Origin of the sequence: Streptomyces sp. NPDC000404 (genome assembly GCF_040300365.1) — a bacterium.
GTDB lineage: Bacteria > Actinomycetota > Actinomycetes > Streptomycetales > Streptomycetaceae > Streptomyces > Streptomyces ramulosus.
Genome location: NZ_JBEPDN010000005.1, coordinates 67,555 through 88,846, shown reverse-complemented (window position 1 = coordinate 88,846; position 21,292 = coordinate 67,555). Strand labels below are relative to the sequence as shown.

22 protein-coding genes are annotated in these 21,292 nt (G+C 74.5%); 10 read left to right on the top strand and 12 right to left on the bottom strand.

All coding sequences use genetic code 11. The features are described 5' to 3' along the window. The first annotated feature begins 216 nt into the window (after nucleotides 1-216). The 3 genes from ABT345_RS10585 to ABT345_RS10575 are packed head-to-tail and all read left to right on the top strand — an operon-like array spanning nucleotide 217 to nucleotide 3,320. Nucleotides 217-1,551: a magnesium transporter MgtE N-terminal domain-containing protein gene (locus ABT345_RS10585; RefSeq protein WP_345086505.1), complete on the top strand. Its 1,335-nt coding sequence runs from the start codon at nucleotides 217-219 to the stop codon at nucleotides 1,549-1,551. Next, entirely contained in the window at nucleotides 1,541-2,116 is a 576-nt protein-coding gene (locus ABT345_RS10580; RefSeq protein ID WP_345086507.1) for a DUF1003 domain-containing protein, read from the top strand. Before ABT345_RS10585 ends, ABT345_RS10580 begins: the two co-directional genes overlap by 11 nt. A gap of 43 nt (nucleotides 2,117-2,159) precedes the next feature. Then, nucleotides 2,160-3,320 (top strand): Mrp/NBP35 family ATP-binding protein, encoded by a 1,161-nt coding sequence (locus ABT345_RS10575; RefSeq protein WP_345086509.1) that lies wholly within the window; start codon nucleotides 2,160-2,162, stop codon nucleotides 3,318-3,320. An 82-nt stretch (nucleotides 3,321-3,402) separates the two neighbouring features. Here the strand turns inward: ABT345_RS10575 and ABT345_RS10570 are convergent, their stop codons facing one another. The 5 genes from ABT345_RS10570 to sigE form a co-directional block, all read right to left on the bottom strand. Then, nucleotides 3,403-4,044: a hypothetical protein gene (locus tag ABT345_RS10570; protein ID WP_345086511.1), complete on the bottom strand. Its 642-nt coding sequence runs from the start codon at nucleotides 4,042-4,044 to the stop codon at nucleotides 3,403-3,405. A 179-nt stretch (nucleotides 4,045-4,223) separates the two neighbouring features. Continuing rightward, nucleotides 4,224-4,697 (bottom strand): sec-independent translocase, encoded by a 474-nt coding sequence (locus tag ABT345_RS10565; RefSeq protein WP_345086513.1) that lies wholly within the window; start codon nucleotides 4,695-4,697, stop codon nucleotides 4,224-4,226. 113 nt (nucleotides 4,698-4,810) lie between these two features. Then, nucleotides 4,811-6,637, bottom strand: a complete 1,827-nt coding sequence (locus ABT345_RS10560; RefSeq protein ID WP_345086693.1) for a S1C family serine protease — start codon at nucleotides 6,635-6,637, stop codon at nucleotides 4,811-4,813. A gap of 893 nt (nucleotides 6,638-7,530) precedes the next feature. Next, complete coding sequence (locus tag ABT345_RS10555) at nucleotides 7,531-8,421, bottom strand: anti-sigma factor family protein (RefSeq protein WP_345086515.1); 891 nt, start codon at nucleotides 8,419-8,421, stop codon at nucleotides 7,531-7,533. Then, complete coding sequence (sigE, locus tag ABT345_RS10550) at nucleotides 8,418-9,185, bottom strand: RNA polymerase sigma factor SigE (RefSeq protein WP_345086517.1); 768 nt, start codon at nucleotides 9,183-9,185, stop codon at nucleotides 8,418-8,420. The genes ABT345_RS10555 and sigE overlap by 4 nt, the downstream gene beginning before the upstream one ends. 165 nt (nucleotides 9,186-9,350) lie before the next feature. Between sigE and ABT345_RS10545 the strand changes: the two genes are divergently transcribed. Continuing rightward, a complete protein-coding gene (locus ABT345_RS10545) occupies nucleotides 9,351-10,034 on the top strand; it encodes an O-methyltransferase (RefSeq protein ID WP_345086519.1) in 684 nt (227 codons plus the stop codon). Nucleotides 10,035-10,190: 156 nt separating this feature from the next. Here ABT345_RS10545 and ABT345_RS10540 read toward each other — a convergent pair whose 3' ends face one another. Continuing rightward, nucleotides 10,191-10,358, bottom strand: coding sequence for a DUF3117 domain-containing protein (locus tag ABT345_RS10540; RefSeq protein ID WP_003985072.1), 168 nt, complete (start codon nucleotides 10,356-10,358; stop codon nucleotides 10,191-10,193). A gap of 331 nt (nucleotides 10,359-10,689) precedes the next feature. Here ABT345_RS10540 and chcB point away from each other — a divergent pair, with 331 nt between their 5' ends. Further along, on the top strand, nucleotides 10,690-11,490 hold the full coding sequence (chcB, locus tag ABT345_RS10535) for a 2-cyclohexenylcarbonyl CoA isomerase (RefSeq protein WP_345086522.1): 801 nt from the start codon (nucleotides 10,690-10,692) through the stop codon (nucleotides 11,488-11,490). 54 nt (nucleotides 11,491-11,544) lie between these two features. Here the strand turns inward: chcB and ABT345_RS10530 are convergent, their stop codons facing one another. Next, complete coding sequence (locus ABT345_RS10530) at nucleotides 11,545-12,156, bottom strand: DNA-3-methyladenine glycosylase I (RefSeq protein ID WP_345086524.1); 612 nt, start codon at nucleotides 12,154-12,156, stop codon at nucleotides 11,545-11,547. Then, nucleotides 12,153-12,671: a DivIVA domain-containing protein gene (locus ABT345_RS10525; protein WP_345086526.1), complete on the bottom strand. Its 519-nt coding sequence runs from the start codon at nucleotides 12,669-12,671 to the stop codon at nucleotides 12,153-12,155. The genes ABT345_RS10530 and ABT345_RS10525 overlap by 4 nt, the downstream gene beginning before the upstream one ends. A 99-nt stretch (nucleotides 12,672-12,770) precedes the next feature. Between ABT345_RS10525 and folP the strand changes: the two genes are divergently transcribed. Further along, nucleotides 12,771-13,631, top strand: a complete 861-nt coding sequence (folP, locus tag ABT345_RS10520; RefSeq protein WP_345086528.1) for a dihydropteroate synthase — start codon at nucleotides 12,771-12,773, stop codon at nucleotides 13,629-13,631. A 48-nt stretch (nucleotides 13,632-13,679) separates the two neighbouring features. Here folP and ABT345_RS10515 read toward each other — a convergent pair whose 3' ends face one another. Both ABT345_RS10515 and dapE read right to left on the bottom strand, forming a co-directional pair. Continuing rightward, nucleotides 13,680-14,438, bottom strand: coding sequence for an LOG family protein (locus ABT345_RS10515; protein WP_345086530.1), 759 nt, complete (start codon nucleotides 14,436-14,438; stop codon nucleotides 13,680-13,682). 105 nt (nucleotides 14,439-14,543) lie between these two features. Then, nucleotides 14,544-15,635 (bottom strand): succinyl-diaminopimelate desuccinylase, encoded by a 1,092-nt coding sequence (gene dapE, locus ABT345_RS10510; RefSeq protein ID WP_345086533.1) that lies wholly within the window; start codon nucleotides 15,633-15,635, stop codon nucleotides 14,544-14,546. A 105-nt stretch (nucleotides 15,636-15,740) separates the two neighbouring features. Between dapE and ABT345_RS10505 the strand changes: the two genes are divergently transcribed. Then, nucleotides 15,741-16,709: a VldE C-terminal domain-containing protein gene (locus ABT345_RS10505; protein ID WP_417833085.1), complete on the top strand. Its 969-nt coding sequence runs from the start codon at nucleotides 15,741-15,743 to the stop codon at nucleotides 16,707-16,709. Nucleotides 16,710-17,028: 319 nt separating this feature from the next. Then, nucleotides 17,029-17,463: an ATP-binding protein gene (locus tag ABT345_RS10500; RefSeq protein ID WP_345086537.1), complete on the top strand. Its 435-nt coding sequence runs from the start codon at nucleotides 17,029-17,031 to the stop codon at nucleotides 17,461-17,463. Nucleotides 17,464-17,537: 74 nt separating this feature from the next. Here ABT345_RS10500 and dapC read toward each other — a convergent pair whose 3' ends face one another. Together dapC and fdxA are read right to left on the bottom strand one after the other, a co-directional pair. After that, on the bottom strand, nucleotides 17,538-18,632 hold the full coding sequence (gene dapC / locus ABT345_RS10495; protein ID WP_345086539.1) for a succinyldiaminopimelate transaminase: 1,095 nt from the start codon (nucleotides 18,630-18,632) through the stop codon (nucleotides 17,538-17,540). A gap of 215 nt (nucleotides 18,633-18,847) precedes the next feature. Next, nucleotides 18,848-19,168 carry a ferredoxin gene (fdxA, locus tag ABT345_RS10490; RefSeq protein WP_004950253.1) on the bottom strand — a complete coding sequence of 107 codons (321 nt, stop codon included), beginning with the start codon at nucleotides 19,166-19,168 and terminating at the stop codon, nucleotides 18,848-18,850. A gap of 138 nt (nucleotides 19,169-19,306) precedes the next feature. Here fdxA and ABT345_RS10485 point away from each other — a divergent pair, with 138 nt between their 5' ends. Both ABT345_RS10485 and ABT345_RS10480 read left to right on the top strand, forming a co-directional pair. After that, on the top strand, nucleotides 19,307-20,317 hold the full coding sequence (locus tag ABT345_RS10485) for a GNAT family N-acetyltransferase (RefSeq protein WP_345086542.1): 1,011 nt from the start codon (nucleotides 19,307-19,309) through the stop codon (nucleotides 20,315-20,317). Then, nucleotides 20,314-21,180 carry a transglutaminase-like and tetratricopeptide repeat-containing protein gene (locus ABT345_RS10480; protein ID WP_345086695.1) on the top strand — a complete coding sequence of 289 codons (867 nt, stop codon included), beginning with the start codon at nucleotides 20,314-20,316 and terminating at the stop codon, nucleotides 21,178-21,180. The genes ABT345_RS10485 and ABT345_RS10480 overlap by 4 nt, the downstream gene beginning before the upstream one ends. The last annotated feature ends 112 nt before the right edge of the window (nucleotides 21,181-21,292 follow it).

The following is a 21,292-nucleotide window of genomic DNA, read 5'->3' as shown; positions in this document are numbered from 1 at the left end:
TGACCTCGACAGCAGTACGGCAGCGTACCGGTCGTGCGGGGGCGGTTCGGCGCCTCGCGGGCCGCTGCCGCGATCCGTCGCCGTACGGGTCGCTCGCCGGGGCGCGGACGAGCCGGGCGCGTTAGCCTGAACCCGGATTGACGCCTTTGTATCGATATCCCCTTGTCCCTGCTCCCGTCCCCCATCCCCCCGGCCCAAGGAACGGAGGCGCGCTGCATGGCGGTGGTGACTCCGCGGGTCTTCGTCTCGCACCTGTCCGGCGTCGCCGTCTTCGACCCCAACGGTGACCAGGTCGGACGCGTCCGCGACCTGGTCGCGATGTTGCGGACGAAGGGCAGCGGCGGCCGCGAGGGCCGCCCGCCCCGGCTGCTGGGGCTGGTCGTCGAGGTCGCCCAGCGGCGCCGCGTCTTCCTGCCGATGACCCGCGTGACGGGCGTGGAGTCCGGTCAGGTCGTCATGACCGGGGTGATCAACATGCGCCGCTTCGAGCAGCGCGCCTCGGAGACGCTGGTCCTCGGCGAACTCCTCGACCGCCGGGTGCGGCTGGTGGAGACCGGCGAGGAGGTCACCGTCCTCGACATCGGCATCACCCAGCTCCCGGCCCGCCGCGACTGGGAGATCCACAAGGTCTTCGTCCGGCGCGGCAAGGGCGGGGCGTTGCGCCGTAAGGGGGAAGCGCTGACCGTCGAGTGGTCGGCGGTCACCGGGTTCTCGCTGGAGGAGCACGGGCAGGGCGCGGAGAATCTGCTGGCCACCTTCGAGCAGCTGCGCCCCGCCGACCTCGCCGGGGTGCTGCACCATCTGTCGGCCAAGCGCCGCGCGGAGGTCGCCGCCGCGCTCGACGACGACCGGCTCGCGGACGTCCTGGAGGAGCTGCCCGAGGACGACCAGGTCGAGATCCTCGGCAAGCTGAAGGAGCAGCGCCGGGCCGTCGTCCTGGAGGCGATGGACCCGGACGACGCCGCCGACCTGCTCTCCGAACTCCCCGAGGAGGAGAAGGAGCGGCTGCTGACGCTGATGCGCCCGGAGGACGCCGCGGACGTCCGGCGCCTGATGGCGTACGAGGAGCGCACCGCGGGCGGTCTGATGACGACGGAGCCGATCGTGCTGCGGCCTGATGCGACGGTCGCCTATGCGCTGGCCCGGGTGCGCGATCCGGACCTCTCCCCCGCGCTCGCCGCCCAGATCTACGTCTGCCGGCCGCCCGACGAGACGCCGACGGGCAAGTTCCTCGGTGTGGTGCACTTCCAGCGGCTGCTGCGCGATCCGCCGTTCACGCTGGTCAGCTCGATCGCCGACACCGATCTGCCGCCGCTGCCGCCGGACGCGACGCTGCCCGAGGTGACCCGCCATCTGGCGACGTACAACCTCGTCTCCGCGCCGGTCGTCGACGACAGCGGCGCGCTGCTGGGCGCCGTCACCGTCGACGACGTCCTCGACCATCTGCTGCCGGACGACTGGCGGGAGACCGAGCTGCACGGCGAGGAGCAGCCCGGCGAGGAGCGGCCCGAGGACGACGGGCGGGCGCCGGAGGTGGACCGTGGGGCCTGAGGAGCGCGAGGGCGTCCGGGCGCGGGCGAACGGTTCGTCGGCGCTGCGGCGCGGGGCGAACGAGCGGCCGCGGGTCCGCCTCGACCAGCCGCGGGTGCCGCGCCGCACGCTGTTCCCGGAGTACGACCCGGACGCGTTCGGGCGGCTGTCGGAGAAGATCGCCCGCTTCCTGGGCACCGGCCGGTTCATCGTCTGGATGACGGTGATCATCATCCTGTGGATCAGCTGGAACGTCACCGTGCCGGTCGCTCTCCGGTTCGACCAGTACCCCTTCATCTTCCTGACCCTGGCGCTCTCCCTCCAGGCGTCCTACGCGGCGCCGCTGATCCTGCTGGCGCAGAACCGGCAGGACGACCGCGACCGCGTCACCCACGAGCAGGACCGCGGGCGCAACGAGCGGTCGATCGCCGACACCGAGTACCTGACGCGGGAGATCGCGGCGCTCCGGCTGGGCCTGGGCGAGGTCGCCACCCGCGACTGGATCCGCTCCGAGCTGGCGGAGCTGATCAGGGAGCTGGAGACCCGGCAGCCGGACGGTGCGGAGCGTGACGAACGCGACCGCTGAACGGGCTTTCCGCCACCCGCCTACCCCGCCGTAATATCGGGGCATGGCTACCGACACGCCCCCAGGCGCCGCGCCGAGCGAGGACGCGATCCGCGAAGCGCTCGCAACGGTGAACGACCCCGAGATCCACCGCCCCATCACCGAACTGGGGATGGTCAAATCGGTGGACATCGCGGCGGACGGCGCGGTGGCGGTCGTCGTCTACCTCACCGTCTCCGGCTGCCCGATGCGCGAGACGATCACCTCCGGCGTCCGCGAGGCGGTCGCCCGCGTCGACGGCGTCACCGGCGTCAGCGTCGAGCTGGACGTGATGAGCGACGAGCAGCGCAAGGAGCTGGCGGCGGCGCTGCGCGGCACGACCGCCGAGCGCGAGGTGCCGTTCGCCAAGCCCGGTTCGCTGACCCGTGTCTACGCGGTCGCCTCCGGCAAGGGCGGCGTCGGCAAGTCCTCGGTGACGGTCAACCTCGCCGCGGCGATGGCCGCGGACGGCCTGAAGGTCGGTGTCGTGGACGCCGACATCTACGGCCACTCCGTCCCGCGGATGCTGGGCGCCGACGGCCGTCCCACCCAGGTCGAGAACATGATCATGCCGCCGTCGGCGAACGGCGTGAAGGTCATCTCGATCGGCATGTTCACGCCCGGCAACGCCCCGGTCGTCTGGCGCGGCCCGATGCTGCACCGCGCCCTCCAGCAGTTCCTCGCCGACGTCTACTGGGGCGACCTCGACGTCCTCCTCCTCGACCTGCCGCCCGGCACCGGCGACATCGCCATCTCGGTCGCGCAGCTCGTCCCCAACGCCGAGATCCTGGTCGTCACCACGCCCCAGCAGGCGGCGGCGGAGGTCGCCGAGCGGGCCGGTTCGATCGCGGTGCAGACCCACCAGAAGATCGTCGGCGTGGTCGAGAACATGTCCGGGCTGCCCTGCCCGCACTGCGACGAGATGGTCGACGTGTTCGGCACCGGCGGCGGCGAGCGGGTCGCCGAGGGCCTGACGAAGACGACCGGCGCGCAGGTGCCGGTGCTCGGCTCCATCCCGATCGACGTCCGGCTGCGCGAGGGCGGCGACGAGGGCAAGCCGGTGGTGCTGAGCGACCCCGACTCCCCCGCCGGCGCCGCGATCCGCGCCATCGCCGGCAAGCTCGGCGGCCGGCAGCGCGGTCTGCAGGGCATGTCGCTGGGGATCACCCCGCGCAACAAGTTCTGAGCCGCTGACCTGCGGCAGAGCGCCCGCCACACCACGGAGGGGGCGGACCGGAAGTCTCCGGTCCGCCCCCTCCGCGCAGCTTTCAGCCCTCGTACGCGGCGAGGTCCTCGATCACCCCGAAGCCGAGGCCGTACGCGCTCATCCCCCGGCCGTACGCGCCGAGGTGCACCCCGCCCTCGCCGCCCGCCGAACCGGCCAGCACCCAGCCGTACGCGGACTCGCGGTAGCGGAACGGCGTCGGGGTGCCGTCGACCGGCAGCAGCAGTTCGCTCCAGCCCTCGCCGTCGAGGTCGTCCGCCAGCTCCCAGGCGAGTGCGGTCTGCTGGTCCAGCCAGTCCTGGCGCAGCGCGCGGTCCATCGTCGTCGGCCAGGTGTGGGCGAGCAGCCCGGAGCCGGCCAGCCAGGCGGCGGTCGAGACGGAGGTGGCGTCCAGCACGCCGGTGCCGTCGCCGCTGCGCCGCACCGGGCGCCCGGGAACCGTCACCACGACCGCGAACCGCTCGTCCTTGGGCGTCTCGGTCTTTATCGTCGGCTCCTCGCCGTGGCCGGTCGCACCGTGTTCGACGGTGCCGTCGGCGGCGGCGCCGACCCGCATCAGCCAGCGGGGGCCGGTGAACGCCTCGTCCAGGCCGTACCAGGGGAAGGCCGCCAGCAGATAGCCGTCGACCTTCCGCCCCGCGTCGGCCGTATCCGACTGGGCCGCAGCCCGACTCACCGTCTCCATCTGCGCGGAGCCTCCTCGTTGCCCTGTGTCGTGGGCGGCCCGCCCCCCTCAGGCGTCCTCACCCCGGACACCGGGAGCATAGCCAGTGACCGGGCGGGACAGAGCGCAAGGGCGTGCGCACGGCATGCGACATCCGCCCGGTGGACGAGCGGGCGCGCGACCGGGCGGAGGGGCAGGGCTCAGGTGGCGTCGATGTCGAAGGGCGGACGCTCGCCCGGGGCCAGACCGCCGGAGGACTTCTTGGTGAGGTCGATCCGGCCGTCGGACGCCGCGCCGTCCTTGGAGAGGTTCAGCCGCCCGCCGCCGGAGGAGGCGTCGTCGTAGCTGCGGACCGCGTCGGTGACGTCGGCCATCTCCTTCTTGAGGTCGAAGCCGTCGCGGATCTCCTGGAGGTCCTTCAGCCCGTACTCGTCCTTCTCCAGGACGTGCTTGCGGACGAAGTTCTTCGGGCGCAGGTCGTCGAACTCGAAGTCCTTGAACTCCGGGCCCAGCTCGCTGCGGATGTCCTCCTTGGCACTGTCCGAGAACGCCCGGACCTTGCGGATGAAGCCCATCACGTCCTGGATGACCTTGGGCAGCTTGTCCGGCCCGAAGATGAGCACACCGAGGATCACGATGGCCACCAGCTCCAGGGGTCCTATGTCGAAGAACACCTTCAGCTCCTTGGTTTTCCGTGGCCGGTCGGCGGCCCGGGGCCAGGCCACCCCTCACGGTACCTGGCCCCACGCATCGCACGGGAGTCACCCGCGCCAACACCGTGCAAACGTCAGCCGGTGCCGGACGACCCGAGCGTGAGATGGACGGTCCGGTCCTTGCCGCCGCGGCGCACGGTGAGCGTCAGTTCGTCGCCCGGCCGGTGGCTGCGGATCTTGACGATCAGCTCGTCGCCGCTGTGGACGGGGGCGCCGTCCAGCCGGGTGATCACATCGCCGCCCTTGATGCCCGCCTTGGCGCCGGGGCCGCCCGGGGTGACCGGGTTGCGGCCGTCCGTGCCGACGCCGCTGACGCGCGCGCCGTCGCCCGGGTACTCCATCTCCAGCGTGACGCCGATGACCGGGTGAGTGGCCCGGCCGGTGTTGATCAGCTCCTCGGCGACCCGCTTGGCCTGGTTGATCGGTATGGCGAAGCCCAGCCCTATGCTGCCGCCCTGGGTCGTGCCGTCGGGGCTGGAGCCGTCGGCCGCGCGGATGGCGCTGTTGATCCCGATCACCCGGGCCCGGCCGTCGACCAGCGGCCCGCCGGAGTTGCCCGGGTTGATCGGCGCGTCCGTCTGGAGCGCGTCCACGTAGGACACATCGCTGCCGTCGCCCTTCTCGCCGCCCGCCGTGATGGGCCGCTGCTTGGCGCTGATGATCCCGGCGGTGACGGTGTTGGCGAGGTCGTACGGTGCGCCGATGGCGACCACCGGGTCGCCGACGCGGACCGCGTCGGAGTCGCCGAGGGTGAGCGGGTGCAGCCCGGAGACGTTGTCGACCTGGACGACGGCGAGGTCGTAGCCGCTGTCCCGGCCCACCACGCGCGCCTTGGCGGTCTGCCCGCCGCTGAACGTCACCGAGATCTCGCCGCCGTCCCCGGCGGGCTCCACGACGTGGTTGTTGGTCAGGATGCGGCCCTGCCGGTCGAGGACGAAGCCGGTGCCGGTGCCCTGCTCGGCGTTGCCCCGGACGTGGAGCGTGACGACGCCGGGCAGCGCGGTCTGCGCGATCCCGGCGACGCTGTGCGGATCGCGGGGCCCGGGCGCCTCGTCGGCCTGCGGCAGGATGATGTCGCCGGGCCCGCCGTGGCGTTCGACGTACACGCCGACGGCGCCGCCGACCCCGCCGGCGAGCAGCGCCAGCAGCACCGCCCCGACGACCAGCGGACCGCGCCGGGAGCGGCGCTTTTGCGACGCCGCCGGACCGCCGCTTCCCGGCGGGCTCCACGGGTCGTACTGCTGCCAGGCGCCGCCCGGGTGCGCCGGGACGGGGTGACCCGGGTCGCCGGAGACCTCGGGGTGCGGGACGGGCCGCTCGGGCGGCAGCGGGGCGTCCGCCGCCGGCAGCGCGGCGGTCCGCGCCACGGCGGACCGCGGCCCGCCGTCCCCCGGCCGCGGCACGAACCCGCCGCCGTCCATGCCGTTCCCGCCCTGCGGATACGGCTGCGGGTGCTCGGCGGGCAGCGGCTGCTCGGCGTACGGCGCGGGCGCCTGCGGCGGCAGCGCGCCCGGCAGCGGCGGCGCGGCGGTGCCGTAGGCGGGCGCCGCGCCGGGCGGCAGGTGGGTGCCGTGCGCCGGGGTGGTCACCGGCCGCTGCACCGGCGGCGCGGGCGCCCACGGCCCGGGGTCACCGTAGGGCGGCGTCCCGTAGGGGTCCTTGGGGTGCCGGGGCCCTTCGGACGCGGCGGGGGCCCCGCCCGCCGCCGCGGACGCCGCGTCGGGCTCGACCTTCGTCAGCTGCAACGTGGCACGGGAGGCGGGCTCGACGGCGGGCGCCTCGGCGGGGAGAGGGGCGGCGGGTGCTCCCGCCGCGGCGGGAGCACCCGGGGCCTCCGAAGCCGCGGGAGCAGTGGAGGCCTCCGTCGCCGAGGCTGTGGGCACCTCCGCCGCCGGGGCCATGGGAGCCTCCGTCGCCGCGGGAGTTGCGGGTGCGCCCGTTGCCGCGGGCGCCGGGGCAGCCGCGGGCACCGGGGCTTCGGCGGCGGTCTTCGTCATCGAGGCCCGCGTGGCCGCCAGCGGCTCCGGCGGCGGCCATTCGTCCACCGGCAGGGGCTGGGCCCCGGGCGGGCCGACCGGCCGAGGGCCGGCAGCGGAAGCGCCCGGCTGCGGGCCGGAGGAGGCCGCACCGGCAGGCTGCGGTACGGCAGGAGCGCCCGGCAGCGGGCCGGCGGGAGCCGCGCCCGCGGGCAGCGGATCGGCGGGAGCCACCTCCGCGGGCTGCGAACCGGACGGCATCGACGCCTCGGGCCGGGCTCCGGACGGTGCGCCGGGCTGCGGGCCGGACGGCTGGGGACCGGCCGCGGAAGCCCCGGGCTGCGGGCCGGAGGGGATCGCACCGGACGGGACCGCACCGGAGGCATCCGCCCGCGGGCCCGTATCGGCGACCGGCAACGGCTGTGCACCGGCCGGGGCCGGGGCGCCGGGCAGGGGGCCGTCCGCGGTGGTCGGCAGCGGGCCGGCGGGAGCCGGGGCGGCCGGCTGCGGGGCCCGATGCGCCGCGGGCTGCGCGTCCGCGGCGGAAGGGGCCGGCTCCGGCGCGGCGCCGCCGCTCGCGGTGGTCACCGGCCGGTGCTGGGGACCCGGTCCGGGGTGGGGCTGCGGGTCGGGGGTGCGCCCCGGCCGGCTCCACCACTTCAGCTTCGGCCCGGTGGCCGTACCGTCGTCCATGCTCTCCCCACCATTCGCCCGCACGCACGCGGGCCACCGCCACCTCGTGGACCGTGCGCGTGTCGACGACACGCACCGCCCCGCAGCGATTCAACCAGCTTCCTGTGACAGAGCGCAGGCGGTGGTCAGCGCGGAGCAGCGGCGGGCGGGTGGAAGGCGGGGGTGGGGGGCGCCGCGGAGCCGACCAGCGGGCGCAGCTCCCCGGTGGCGGGGGTGTACGGGCCCGGGGCGCGGGCGGTGCCGAGGGTCAGGGGTGCGGGCCGCCCGCCGCCGTCCTGATCGGGCGGGGCTATCAACGGGCCGAACCGGCCGCCGGACGGTATCCGTGCCGGAGGCGAGGAGGGCGGCGGGACGGGCGGGCCGTACAGGCCCGTGGCGCCGGGCGTCGCGGCGGCGACCGGACCGGCGACGCCGCCGGAGGTCAGCAGCCCGGCGTCGCGGAGCGGATCGCTGCCGGCGACCGGGGTGGCGCTGAGCGGGACGACGGTGGCGCCGGTGCCGTCCTGACGGCCCGGCGGGTCGATCGCGGCCTCCAGCGGGAGGGTGCCGCCCAGGGCGAGGGCGGCCAGCGAGACGGCTCCGGCCGCGGCGAACGCGAACCGGCGGCGCGGCTGCGCCGGGCGCTCGGTCTCATGGATACGAAAGCCCCGCTGCCGGGGCGCGTGGGCCTCGCCGGCCTGCGCACCGGAGGAGGGCTGATAGCCGAAGCCGCCGCCGTCCCGGTCGAACTCGGCGCGGCCGAAGGCGCCCAGGCCGCCGCCGGGGCCGTCCGGATCTCCTCCGGGCAGCCCCTGCAAGCGCGCCAACAGCCCCTCCGAGGGGCCGGGTGGCGCGGCCTGCGCGAAGAAGCTCTTGAGCCGACGCTGGGCGTCGGCCTCCGCCTTGCACCGTCCGCAGGTCGCCAGGTGTGCGAGCACCCGCTCCCGCGCGTCATGTCCCAACTCGCCGTCGACCAGGGCTGCGAGGCGGTCACCGAGATGCTGCTCGGCGGGGGAAGCACCGCCAATGGGGCTCACGCGATTCCGACCTCCCCGGTGGACACCGCGGCCAGCGAACGCTGCTCGCGCTCCTCGGCGCGCACCTGCGGGGAGCGGTGCTTGAGCGCCTTGCGCAGATGCGAGCGGCCACGGTGGATCCGGCTGCGGACCGTGCCGAGCTTCACGCCGAGCGTCGCGGCGATCTCCTCGTACGACAGGCCCTCGATGTCGCACAGGACGACGGCGGCGCGGAACTCGGGCGCCAGGGTGTCCAGTGCCTGCTGTACATCGGCGTCGAAGTGGGTGTCGTTGAAGTGCTGCTGCGGCGACGGCTCGCGGCTGGGCAGCCGCTCGGCGGCGTCGTCGCCCAGCGCGTCGAAGCGGATGCGCTGGCGGCGGCGGACCATGTCCAGGAAGAGGTTGGTGGTGATCCGGTGCAGCCAGCCCTCGAACGTGCCCGGCGTGTACGTCGACAGCGAACGGAAGACCCGGACGAAGACCTCCTGGGTCAGGTCCTCGGCGTCGTGCTGATTGCCGGTGAGGCGGTAGGCGAGGCGGTAGACCCGGGCACTGTGGGTGCTGACGATCTCCTCCCAGCTGGGGGGAGTCCACGCCTGCTCATCCGCGTCTGCGGCGAAGGTCGCGGTAGGAGCGGAGTGGTGGGTGCGGAGACGGTCAGCGGTGTCGGTCACGGATTTCGGCTCGGCGAACGGCCGTCGCAGGCGTCTGCGCCCTCGGCGGTCACCCGTCGCAGCCGCACCTCCCCTGGTGGCTCTGGTGGTGTCCAGTAGAGCCCCTACCATATCCACCTCGCCCGTTAGCTCCGGATAAGCAGTTTTGACCTGCATTTGGTCCTGCTTCTGTGCTTGCTTCACGTCTCCGTCGGTCTTCACCCGCGCATCCCCCCTGTCCCCCGTTAACGCCCGGTCCCATCTGCGGGTTCCCGCAGACAGCGGATACAGTCACCGTTGCGTCAACTACGGGGACAGGAGAGGGCCATTACCGGCAACCGGCAGACGGGCCTGGCATTCGCCGAGGCGTACGGCGCCGGGACCATCGACGAGGCCACCGACATCGCCCTGCGCTGGTCCCGTACCTGCGCCCGCGACGCCGGGATCCGTACGGTGTCGACCGCCACCGGAGCCGCCCTGCGGATGCTCGCCGCCACCGCCGGCGCCAAGGCCATCGCCGAGATCGGCACCGGCACGGGCGTGTCGGGCATCTACCTCCTGCACGGCATGCGGCCGGACGGCGTGCTCACCACCGTCGACCTCGAACCGCAGCGGCAGACCTTCGCCAAGCAGGCGTTCCGCGAGGCGGGCTTCGCCGGCAACCGCGCGCGGTTCATCCCGGGCCGGGCGCTGGACGTGCTGCCGCGGCTCGCCGACGGCGGCTACGACCTGGTGTTCTGCGACGGCGATCTGGCGGAGTTCACCGACTATCTCGCCGAGGCGCTGCGGCTGCTGCGCCCCGGTGGGCTGGTCTGCTTCGCGGGGGTCTTCGCCGACGGCCGCACCGTCGACTCCGGCGAACAGCCCGACGAGGTGCTGCGCCTGCGCGAGCTGCTGCGCGCCGTCCGGGACAGCTCCGCGCTCGTCCCGTCGCTGCTGCCGGTCGGCGACGGTCTGCTGTGCGCGGTCAAACGCGGCTGAGCCGGACCGCACCGGCCGGGGGCCGCACGCCGCTGCGCCCGTACGACGAAAGGCCCCGGCGGGAGCGCACGAGGCGCGCCCGCCGGGGCCTTGATCATCGGCTGGGGGTACCTGGGGTCAGCGCCCCGGGGAACCGCAGCAGTTCGGGCCGCCCTCTCAGACGGTGACCTTCTCCAGGGCCTCACCCAGGGCCTTTGCTTCGTCGGGTGTCAGCTCGACGACGAGTCGCCCGCCGCCTTCGAGCGGAACGCGCATGACGATGCCCCGCCCCTCCTTGGTCACCTCGAGCGGGCCGTCACCCGTCCGCGGCTTCATGGCCGCCATGCTCGTTCCCCTTCCTGAAACCAGCTCATCCTCAGCCGAAGGCCGACGGCCGCATCTCGGCACGCGTCACCGGCATCGAACACATTGCTTCCAGGCCATTATCCCGCATCGAACGACCCGATGACCAACATCGGACAGCTTCCCTTCGGCAACCCGCTCCCCCAAACCGCCGCAATTCGGTGAGTGGCCTGCGATACTGCGCCGCCCTGCGCACCCCCGGTAACCCTCATTCTTTGACGTACGTCACATGCCGGGGCCGGATGATCTCCGGCATCCTGAGCGCTGACCGCCCCCGACGGGCGGCGCCACCCGCGACGGAGGGACCCCACTCATGGCCGACAGCGTGCTCTACGACGTGACCGACGGACTCGCCACGATCACCCTCAACCGGCCCGATGCGATGAACGCCCTGAACATCGACGCGAAGGTGGCGCTCCGGGACCGGCTGCGGGACGCGGCGGCCGACCCCGCCGTCCGTGCCGTCCTGCTGACCGCCACCGGGCGCGCGTTCTGCGTCGGCCAGGACCTCAAGGAGCACATCGGGCTGCTCGCCGCGGACCGGGAGAGCGGCGACGGCGCCACGATGAGCACCGTGCGCGAGCACTACAACCCCATCGTCACGGCGATCGCCGGGATGCCGAAGCCGGTGGTGGCGGGCGTCAACGGCGTCGCGGCGGGCGCCGGCTTCGGCTTCGCCCTCGCCGCCGACCACCGCGTCGTCGCCGACTCGGCGTCCTTCAACACCTCCTTCGCCGGGGTCGCGCTCACCGCCGACTCCGGGGTGTCCTGGACGCTGCCGCGCGTCGTCGGGCCGGGCCGCGCCGCCGACCTGCTGCTCTTCCCGCGCGGCATCGATGCGCAGGAGGCGTACGCGCTGGGCATCGCGAGCGAGGTGGTGCCCAGCGCGGAGCTGGCGGACCGGGCGGCGGCCGTCGCCCGCAAGCTCGCCGCGGGCCCGACCGTCGCCTACGCCGCGCTCAAGGAGTCGCTGGCCTTCGGCGCCGGCCACACCCTAACCGAGGCGCTCGCCAAGGAGGAGGAGCTCCAGGCGCGGGCCGGCGCCTCCGAGGACCACCACATCGCGGTCGAGGCGTTCGTGAAGAAGGAGAAGCCGGTCTACCTCGGGCGCTGACCCGGGGCGCCCGCCGTCCGGACCGGGCGGCGGGCGCGGCGGGCGGCCCGGGGCTCAGCCCGCGGCCGCCGCCCGCTCCGTCGCCTCCCGGGCGTGGCAGCCGGCGAGGTGGTCGTTGACCAGGCCGCACGCCTGCATCAGCGCGTAGGCGGTGGTCGGGCCGACGAAGCGGAAGCCGCGTTTCTTGAGGTCCCCCGCGAGCGCCGTGGACTCCGGCGTCACCGGCGGGACGTCGGCGAAGGAGCGCGGCACCGGGCGGCCCGCCCGCTCGGGCGCGTACGACCAGATCAGGGCGTCCAGTTCGCCGGGGGCGAGCGCGGCGGCGAGCCGGGCGTTGCCGAGGGTCGCGGCGATCTTGGCGCGGTTGCGGATGATGCCGGGGTCGGCGAGGAGCCGCTCGGCGTCGGCGTCGGTGAACCGCGCGACCTCGGCGATCCGGAAGCCGGCGAACGCGGCGCGGAACGCCTCCCGGCGGCGCAGGATCGTGATCCAGGACAGCCCGGACTGGAACGCCTCCAGGCACATCCGCTCGAAGAGCGCGTCGTCGCCGTGGACCGGACGGCCCCACTCCGTGTCGTGGTAGGCCCGGTAATCGGCCATCTTCTCGGACTCCATGCCCCAGGGGCAGCGCGGAACACCGTCCGGGGCGCTCACCACGCCCGTCATGACCGGCCCTCCGACTCCGGCGCCGCGCCGGCACCGCCCCGCGCGTCCGGCTCCTCGCCGCCCGGCCGGGCCCGCTCCGTCGTCCGCATCGTCTCCCCGCTTCCGTCGTTCCCCTCCGCAGGGCCGGGGCCCTGACCCTCGGGCGGTGCCGCCGCCCCGGTCGGTGCGGCGTCCGCGGGCCCCGCGTCGTCCCTGATCAGGCCCGGCGCCCCCATGGAGGCGGCGTGGACGCCGGCCAGCGCGGCCTCCAGCTCGGCGATCCGGGCGTCCCGCTCGGCCAGCTCGGCGCCGATGCGGTCGAGGGCGTCGTCGACGTCGTTCATGCGGTAGCCGCGGACGGTGACCGCGAAGCGTACGGACTCGATGTCGGCGCGGGTCAGCGGGCGTTCCTGGGGCAGCGGGTCGTACAGCTGCTCCGGCTCGGCGTCGCGCAGCCCGCCGCGCTCGCCGCCCACGACGACAAGAGTGACCACGGCGACCACCACGACCATGGCGATCAGCAGAAACCAGAACACGACCAACTCCCCGGAAGACGCACCTGCCCCGATCGTGCCATGCGGGTGTGACAGTGCGAGGACGTAAGGTCGCTGGCGGACCATCGAGAAGGAGTGGGAATGCTGCGGCTGGGGAAACGCGAGTTCGACGCGCACGAGCCGGTGATCATGGCGATCGTGAACCGGACCCCGGACTCCTTCTACGACCAGGGGGCGACGTTCCAGGACGAGGCGGCGCTCATCCGCGTCGAGCAGGCCGTTGCCGAGGGCGCCGCGATCATCGACATCGGCGGCGTCAAGGCCGGTCCCGGCGAGGAAGTCACCGCCGAGGAGGAGGCGCGGCGCACCGTCGGCTTCGTCGCGGAGGTGCGGCGACGTCACCCGGACGTGGTCATCAGCGTCGACACCTGGCGCCACGATGTCGGCGAGGCGGTCTGCGCGGCGGGCGCCGATGTCCTCAACGACGCCTGGGGCGGCGTCGACCCGAAGCTCGCGGAGGTCGCCGCCCGGCACGGCGCGGGCCTGGTCTGCACCCACGCCGGGGGCGCCGAGCCGCGGACCCGGCCGCACCGGGTGGCGTACGACGATGTGATGGCCGACATCCTGCGCGTCACGCTGGGCCTGGCCGAGCGCGCCGTGGAGCTGGGCGTCCGGCGCGACGGCATCATGATCGACCCGGGGCACGACTTCGGGAAGAACACCCGGCACAGCCTGGAGGCGACCCGGCGGCTCGGCGAGATGACGGCAACGGGCTGGCCCGTCCTCGTCTCCCTCTCCAACAAGGACTTCGTCGGCGAGACGCTCGACAAGCCGGTCAAGGAACGTGTCCTCGGGACGCTCGCGACCACCGCCGTCTCCGCCTGGCTGGGGGCGCAGGTCTACCGCGTCCACGAGGTCGCCGAGACCCGGCAGGTGCTGGACATGGTCGCCTCGATCGCCGGGCACCGGGCGCCGGCGGTGGCCCGGCGCGGGCTGGCCTGAGCCGCCGGGCGGTGGCGGGGCCGCACGCCGGCGGCCCCGCGGGCGGTGTCACCGCACGCCCGGCCCGACTTCCTTCGTCACCAGCGCGACCGCTTCCTCCACGTCGTCGCTGAGGTGGAACAGCTCCAGGTCGCGCGGGGACGCCTTGCCCTCGGCGATCAGCGTCTCGCGCACCCAGTCGACCAGACCGCTCCAGTAGGCGGTGCCGAAGAGGACGATCGGGAAGCGGGTCACCTTCCGGGTCTGGACGAGGGTCAGCGCCTCGAACAGCTCGTCCAGGGTGCCCAGCCCGCCGGGCAGCACGACGAAGCCGCGGGCGTACTTCACGAAGCAGGTCTTCCGGACGAAGAAGTACCGGAAATCGACGCCGAGGTTCACGTACTCGTTCATGCCCTGCTCGAAGGGCAGCTCGATGCCGAGCCCCACGGAGGTGCCGCCGGCCTCGTGCGCGCCCCGGTTGGCCGCCTCCATGGCGCCGGGGCCACCGCCGGTGATCACCGAGAATCCGGCCTCCACCAGCGCGCGGCCGAGCTTCACCCCGGTCGCGTACTCGGCGGAGTCGCGGGAGGTGCGCGCGGAGCCGAAGACGCTGACCGCGGGGCCGAGTTCGGCGAGCGCGCCGAAGCCCTCGACGAACTCCGACTGGATGCGCATCACCCGCCACGGATCGGTGTGCACCCACTCGGAGGAGCCCTCGGAATCCAGCAGCCGCTGGTCCGTGGTGCTGTGCTGCACCTGGTCGTGACGGCGCAGTACGGGACCCAGCCGCTGCTCCTCGGGGGCCGCTGCTCCTTCGGGACTGGCCATGTCGTGCTCCCTCCGCTGACAGATCGTTGCGGCTTCAGCGTAGATCCCGCGGCGGGCGGTGCGGACCGGTGCGCCCGCCGGGGCCGCGCCCCGCCCGGGGCCGGGTCAGCTGGTCAGCCAGGCGCGCAGCCGCTCCTCGCAGTGGCCGATGCGCTCGGCGAGGACGCGCTCGTCCCGCTTGTGGGCGAGCAGCGGGTTGCCGGGGCCGTAGTTCACCGCGGGGACGCCGAGGGCGCTGAAGCGGGAGACGTCGGTCCAGCCGAACTTGGGGCGCGCGGTGCCGCCGACGGCGTCCATGAACGCCTTGGCCGCCGGGTGCGAGAGGCCCGGCAGGGCGCCCGGGGAGTGGTCGTCGACGGTGAACTCGTCCACCGGGCAGTCCGCGAAGACCTCCCGGACGTGCGCCAGCGCCTCTTCGGGGGTGCGGTCCGGGGCGTAGCGGAAGTTGACGGTGACGGTGCAGGCGTCCGGGATGACGTTGTTGGCGACGCCGCCCTCGACGCGGACGGCGTTCAGGCCCTCGCGGTACTCCAGGCCGTCGATCACGGCGCGGCGCGGCTGGTACGCGGCGAGCTTTTCGAGGATCGGGGCGGCGGCGTGGATCGCGTTGGCGCCCATCCAGCTGCGGGCGGAGTGCGAGCGCTCACCGGTGGTGTGCAGCAGGACGCGCAGCGTGCCCTGGCAGCCGCCCTCGACCTCGCCGTCGGAGGACTCCAGCAGGACCGCGAAGTCGCCGGCGAGCCAGTCCGGGTGGGCGTCGGCGACGTGGCCGAGGCCGTTGAGGTGCGCGGCGACCTCTTCCTGGTCGTAGAAGACGAAGGTGAGGTCGCGGTTGGGCTCGGGGACGGTGGCGGCGACCTTGAGCTGGACGGCGACGCCGGACTTCATGTCGCAGGAGCCGCAGCCCCACAGATAGCCCTCGTCGTCGAGGCGGGAGGGGACGTTGCCGGCGATCGGCACGGTGTCGAGGTGACCGGCGAGCACCACCCGCTCGGCGCGGCCCAGGTGCGTGCGGGCGACGATGTTGTTGCCGTGGCGGTCGACCGTGAGGTGGTCCAGCGCGCGCAGGGCGTGCTCGACGGCGTCGGCGAGGTCCTTCTCGTTGCCGCTCTCGGAGGGGAAGTCGACGAGGCGCGCGGTCAGCTCCGCGGCGTCGAGCGAGAGGTCGAGGGCGGGGTGGTCTGTGGAGCGGTCCATACGGTCAACCCTATGGCCTGCCGCCGGGCTGCTGTCGTCCCCCCGGGGACGGACGGCAGGCCGGCGGCGGGACCCGGCCCGCCGGGCTTCGCTACGGTGGGCCGCGTGCAGGCCGACTCTCCTTCCGCAGCCCCCGCCCGCCGGCGGCGTCCGTGGCGTACCGCCGTGGCCGTGGCCGCGCTGCTGGGCGCGGGGGCGTATCTCGCGGTGCAGCAGCTGGGCGCCGGGCCCGGGGAGCCGCGGTGCACGGTGGCGGCGGCGGACGGCGGGGCGGCGCTGGAGCTGACCCCGGAGCGGGCGGCGAACGCGGCGACGATCTCGGCGGTGGCGTCCGCGCGGGGGCTGAAGCCGCGGGCGGTGACGATCGCGCTGGCGACGGCGATGCAGGAGTCCGGGCTGCGCAACCTCGACCACGGCGACAAGGACTCCCTCGGCCTCTTCCAGCAGCGCCCCTCGCAGGACTGGGGCACCACCCGGCAGATCATGGACCCGGTCTACGCCGCCGGGGAGTTCTACGCGCACCTGGTGAAGGTGCCCGGCTACGAACGGTTGCCGGTGACGGAGGCGGCGCAGCGGGTGCAGCGCAGCGGCTATCCGCTGGCGTACGCGAAGCACGAGGCGGATGCGGAGCTGCTGGCGGACGCGTTGTCCGGGCGCCGGGGCGCGGCGCTGTCCTGCGTGGTGCCCCGCCCGGCGAAGGGCGCGGACACCGGCGGCGCCGCGGGCGCGGAGGCGGCGGACGCCACCGGCGCCGCGCGGGTGCGGGAGCGGCTGGTGCGGGAGTTCGGCGCCGGGGTGCTGCCCGGCGTGGGCACCAAGGGCACCGCCGGTGCCAAGGGCGCGCACGGGCGGACGGTGACGGTGCCGGTGGCGCGCTCCGGGGACGACGCGGTGCGGCGCGGCTGGCAGGTGGCGCTCTGGTCGGTGGCCCACTCCGCCGAGCTGGGCGTCGAACAGATCTCTTACGCCGGGCGGACCTGGCAGGCGTCCGACGCCCCGGAGGGCTGGCGGCGCACCGCGGACGCCGGCGGCTCCGGGGCGGCGGGCGCCGTGCGGATCACCACCGGGCAGTAGTCCGGCGCTTCCCCCCATCGGGGCACGGCGGTCAATTCCTGTGGCCGCCGGGGTCGTTGTTCCGTCGCGGCCGGTGGCCGGCGGGCCCCTTCCCTTACGGGACAAGGGATGCGGCCGCTTCACACAAGGCGGCGGAATGCACATATTGCCCGCCTTTCGACACGGCGGATTATGTGACGCGTTATCAATTCTTTACCGCACTTCACCGCAACCTTCGGAGGGCTGACGCGGTAGTCAGGGCGTCCGTCCGCCCGGCGGACTCGGCACCTCGGTGCCCAGTTGTCAGAAGTACGCGCCCCCTCTCCGTCGAAGGAGCACCATGTCCCTCCCCGTTACGCGCCGGATCGCCCGAGCCGCCCTGCTGGTCGCGGCGAGCGCGGCACCCGTGGTCGCCGTGGCCGGTTCCGCGACCGCCGCGCCCCTGCCGAGCGCGCCCGAGCTGGGCGGACTGACCAGCATGGACTCGCAGCGCACCGGCGAGACCCTCGACACGGTCGCGCGCGAAGGCGTCGGCGTGGTCAACGAGTCCGGTGGCGCGGCGGCGCAGGAGCTCGCCCCGGCGCTGGCGGACACCGCGGCTCCGGTGCTCCAGCGTGCCGCGCCGACCACCCAGCGCACCGCCGACTCCCTCGGCAACGTCCTGAGCAAGACCGGCAAGAACGGCCTGTCGACCGACACGCTGCCCACCGACGCGGTGAAGGGCGCGGCCGGCGCGGGCAAGGGCCTGCTCGGCGGCCGCCCCCTCGGCGGCTGACGGCAGGCGCACCGGCGCCGGCATCACGAAGGGGCCCGGGGAGTTCACGCTCCCCGGGCCCCTTCGCGTATCCGCTAGGCGAGACGGCGGACGGCCGCCTCGACGCGTTCGTCGGTCGCGGTGAAGGCGATCCGTACGAACCGGTCGCCGGCCGGTCCGTAGAAGTCACCGGGGGCGACGAGGATGCCGCGGTCGGCGAGGTGGCCGACCGTGTCCCAGCAGGGCTCGTCGCGGGTGGCCCAGAGGTAGAGCGACGCCTCGCTGTGCTCGATGCGGAACCCGGCCGCCTCGAATGCGCAGCGCAGCGCGGCGCGGCGGCGGGCGTAGCGTTCGCGCTGCTCGGAGACGTGCGCGGTGTCGCCGAGGGCGGCGACGGTGGCCGCCTGGACGGGGGCTGCGACCATCATCCCGCCGTGCTTGCGGATCTGCAGCAGCTCGCCGAGGACGGCGGCGTCGCCGACGAGGAACGCGGCGCGGTAGCCGGCGAGGTTGGAACGCTTGGAGAGCGAGTGCACGGCGACCAGGCCGTCGTGGGAGTCGCCGCAGACGTCCGGGTGCAGCACGGAGACCGGGTCGGCCTCCCAGCCCAGTTCGAGGTAGCACTCGTCGCTGACGACCAGGACGCCGTGCTCGCGGGCCCAGGCGACGATCCGGCGCAGCTCGTCGGCGGTGAGGACGCGGCCGGTCGGGTTGGACGGCGAGTTGAGCCAGAGCAGCTTCAGCCCGGCCGGGTCGAGGTCGGTCGGGTCGTCGTAGGCGACCGGTTCGGCGCGGGCGAGGCGGGCGCCGACCTCGTACGTCGGGTAGGCCAGGCGCGGGTAGGCGACCTTGTCGCCGGGGCCGAGGCCGAGCTGGGTGGGGAGCCAGGCGACGAGTTCCTTGGAGCCGACGACCGGCAGGACGTTGGTGTGGCCCAGACCGCGGGCGCCGAGGCGGTCGGTGGCCCAGCCGGTGAGGGCGTCGCGGAGCGCGGGGGTGCCCCAGACCGTGGGATAGCCGTGGCTGTCGGCCGCGTCGGTGAGCGCCGCGCGGATCAGCTCGGGCACCGGGTCGACGGGGGTGCCGACGGAGAGGTCGACGATGCCGTCGGGGTGTGCGGCGGCCGTGGCCTTGTAGGGCTCCAGGCGGTCCCACGGGAAGACCGGAAGGAGGGAGGAGACTGCGCCCACGATGCTCTCTTTCTGGTGCGGGGTGACGTCGGGGACGTCGGCGCTGGGGGGGCGTTCCGGCTCTTCGCGGATCGGGCGTCGGGCCCGGCGAAGCGCGGAAAGGCACCCCCGGGGGCCGGGTCCGGCCACGGTATGCGCGCCGGGCCCGGAAATGCGCGAAGGCCCCGTACGGCGTCGGTGCCGTACGAGACCTTCGGGGCGCCGCGGTGGACCGCTTACTGGTTCTGCGGCGGCAGCGCGGCGATGAAGGGGTGGTCGCGCTCGATCAGGCCGAGCTTGCTGGCACCACCGGGCGAGCCCAGCTCGTCGAAGAACTCCACATTCGCCTTGTAGTAGTCCTTCCACTCGTCAGGGGTGTCGTCCTCGTAGAAGATCGCCTCGACCGGGCAGACCGGCTCGCAGGCCCCGCAGTCGACGCATTCGTCCGGGTGGATGTACAAGGACCGGGAGCCCTCGTAGATGCAGTCGACGGGGCACTCCTCGATGCATGCCTTGTCCTTGACGTCGACACAAGGCTGCGCGATGACGTAGGTCACGCTGTCGTTCCTCCTCGGTAGGGCCGGCGGACCGATTGGCAGGCCGCCGCAGGGCGCGCGGGAGCGCGGCGTCGTCGATGCCCGCACCTAGTATCTCCGTTCCCGGGCACGAGACGAACAAGAGGGGCGGGAAGAGCGGTGGAATTCATGACCGACGGTCGTGCTGAAGTTCGCATCACCCATGCTGACGTGGGCAAAAGGGTATCTGTCCGGCGCCGCAGAGACGACAGCGCAGGTCAGTGGGCGTTCACGGACGCGGTCGGCGTGCTCACGTCCTGGACCGAGGGTGTGCTCATCATCACACGCAGGAACGGCGAGCAGGTGAGGATCGGGGAAGAACTGCTGGTCGCGGCCAAGGTGGTGCCGCAGACGCCGGCCCGGCGGCGGGGACCGGCCGCCGACGTGCGGGAGCTGGCGGAGGTCGGCGCCCGCGGCTGGCCGGCGGTCGAGACCGAGCGGCTCGGCGGGTGGCTGCTGCGGGCGTCCGGCGGCTTCACCCGGCGGGCCAACTCGGCGTTGCCGCTCGGCGATCCCGGCGTCCCGCTGGACGAGGCGCTGGCGCACACCGTCCGCTGGTACGCGGCGCGCGCCCTGCCGCCGGTCGTCGCCGTCACCACCGGCCGCCCGGACGCCGCCGAGGAGCTGGCGGCGGAGCTGGAGCGGCGCGGCTGGACGGCGTCCGGCCACACCCGGGTGCGGACCGCCGCGCTGGCGCCGCTGGCCGACACCGGCGCCGACCTGACCCGGGTGCGGCTGACCCGGGAGCCGGACGCCGCCTGGCTGGCGCGCTACCACCGGGCGGCCGGCCCGGTGCCCGAGGCGCGGGCGGTGCTGACCGGCGGCCCGTCGGTGTGGTTCGCGACGGTGGCCGGCGCGGACGGCGGTGCGGAGGCGATCGGGCGCTGTGTGGTGGACGGCCGGTGGGCCGGGTTCGCGGCGGTCGAGGTGGCGCCCGCGGCGCGGCGCCGGGGGCTGGCGCGGCTGGTGATGGCGGCGCTCGCCGCCCGTGCCCTGGACGAGGGGGCGTCGGCCGCGCATCTCCAGGTCGAGGCGGACAACGCGGCGGCGCTCGCGCTCTACGACGGGCTCGGGTTCACCGACCACCACGGCTACCACTACCGGACCGCGCCCGCGGCGGTGGCGCCCTGAGCGGCGGCGGGCCCGGCGGGTCCGGGGAGGCGGACGAGGCGCGCCGGGCGCGGCGGCGGCGGTTCGCCGAGGAGGCGCGCGCCGAGCGGCCCGATCTGGCACTGCTCTGTCTGCTGATCGCGGCGGAGGGCGATCCGGCGCTGGACGAGGCGGGCGCGGACGCCGTGCAGATCGCGCTGGACGACCTGGCCGGGCAGCTGCCGTACGCGCCGGAGGGCGGCCCGGCGGCATGGGCCCGTAACGTCGGCGAACTGCTGGGCCGCCGCCTCGGCTTCGGCGGGACGCCCGCCGACTACCGGCGGCTGGAGTCGTCGCTGCTGCACGAGGTGGTGCGGCGGCGGCGCGGGCTGCCGATCCTGCTGTCGGTGGTGTGGACGGAGGTCGCCCGGCGGGCCGGGGCGCCGGTGTACGGGGTGGCGCTGCCGGGCCGTTTCGTCGTCGGGTTCGGCGATCCGCACGGGGCGCATGTGCTGGCCGATCCGTTCGACGGGGGCCGGTCGCTCTCCGACGCGGACGCGGCGGAGCTGGTGGCGGGCGCCGGGGCTTCGCTCGATCCGGCGACGCTGCTGCCCGCCGGTCCGCCGGAGGTCGTGGCGCGGATCCTGAACAACATCCGCGCCTGGGCGCAGGCGCGCCCCGAGCACGGCCCGGTGGGCCTGTGGGCGGTCGAGCTGGCCCTGCTGCTCCCCAGCCATCCGGCCCGGCTCCGCCACGAACGCGCCCAACTACTGGTGAACTGCGGCCGCTTCCTGGAGGGCGCGGCCGAGATGGAGGAGTACGCGCGGGTGGTCGAGACGGTGGACCCGGCGACGGCCAAGACGGTGCGCGGGCGCGCGGCGGAGGTCCGGGCGATGCTCAACTGAGGCTCCGGGCGCGGGGGTTCGGAGGGTTTCCTTACGGGCGCGAGGCGCAGCCGGGCGCGAGGCCCGGCGTGCGGCCGGGCGCGAGGCTCGGCCGCACACGGCGTGCGACAGG

What these genes read in the sequence shown, in the direction of transcription:
- ABT345_RS10515 (WP_345086530.1), bottom strand. Translation starts at nt 14,438, where the DNA reads ATGGCCAGTCCCGAAGGAGCAGCGGCCCCCGAGGAGCAGCGGCTGGGT.
- dapE (WP_345086533.1), bottom strand. Translation starts at nt 15,635, where the DNA reads ATGGACCGCTCCACAGACCACCCCGCCCTCGACCTCTCGCTCGACGCC.
- ABT345_RS10585 (WP_345086505.1), top strand. Translation starts at nt 217, where the DNA reads ATGGCGGTGGTGACTCCGCGGGTCTTCGTCTCGCACCTGTCCGGCGTC.
- ABT345_RS10500 (WP_345086537.1), top strand. Translation starts at nt 17,029, where the DNA reads ATGTCCCTCCCCGTTACGCGCCGGATCGCCCGAGCCGCCCTGCTGGTC.
- ABT345_RS10540 (WP_003985072.1), bottom strand. Translation starts at nt 10,358, where the DNA reads ATGGCGGCCATGAAGCCGCGGACGGGTGACGGCCCGCTCGAGGTGACC.
- sigE (WP_345086517.1), bottom strand. Translation starts at nt 9,185, where the DNA reads ATGGTAGGGGCTCTACTGGACACCACCAGAGCCACCAGGGGAGGTGCG.
- ABT345_RS10560 (WP_345086693.1), bottom strand. Translation starts at nt 6,637, where the DNA reads ATGGCCCCGGCGGCGGAGGTGCCCACAGCCTCGGCGACGGAGGCCTCC.
- ABT345_RS10575 (WP_345086509.1), top strand. Translation starts at nt 2,160, where the DNA reads ATGGCTACCGACACGCCCCCAGGCGCCGCGCCGAGCGAGGACGCGATC.
- ABT345_RS10530 (WP_345086524.1), bottom strand. Translation starts at nt 12,156, where the DNA reads ATGACGGGCGTGGTGAGCGCCCCGGACGGTGTTCCGCGCTGCCCCTGG.
- chcB (WP_345086522.1), top strand. Translation starts at nt 10,690, where the DNA reads ATGGCCGACAGCGTGCTCTACGACGTGACCGACGGACTCGCCACGATC.
- folP (WP_345086528.1), top strand. Translation starts at nt 12,771, where the DNA reads ATGCTGCGGCTGGGGAAACGCGAGTTCGACGCGCACGAGCCGGTGATC.
- ABT345_RS10570 (WP_345086511.1), bottom strand. Translation starts at nt 4,044, where the DNA reads ATGGAGACGGTGAGTCGGGCTGCGGCCCAGTCGGATACGGCCGACGCG.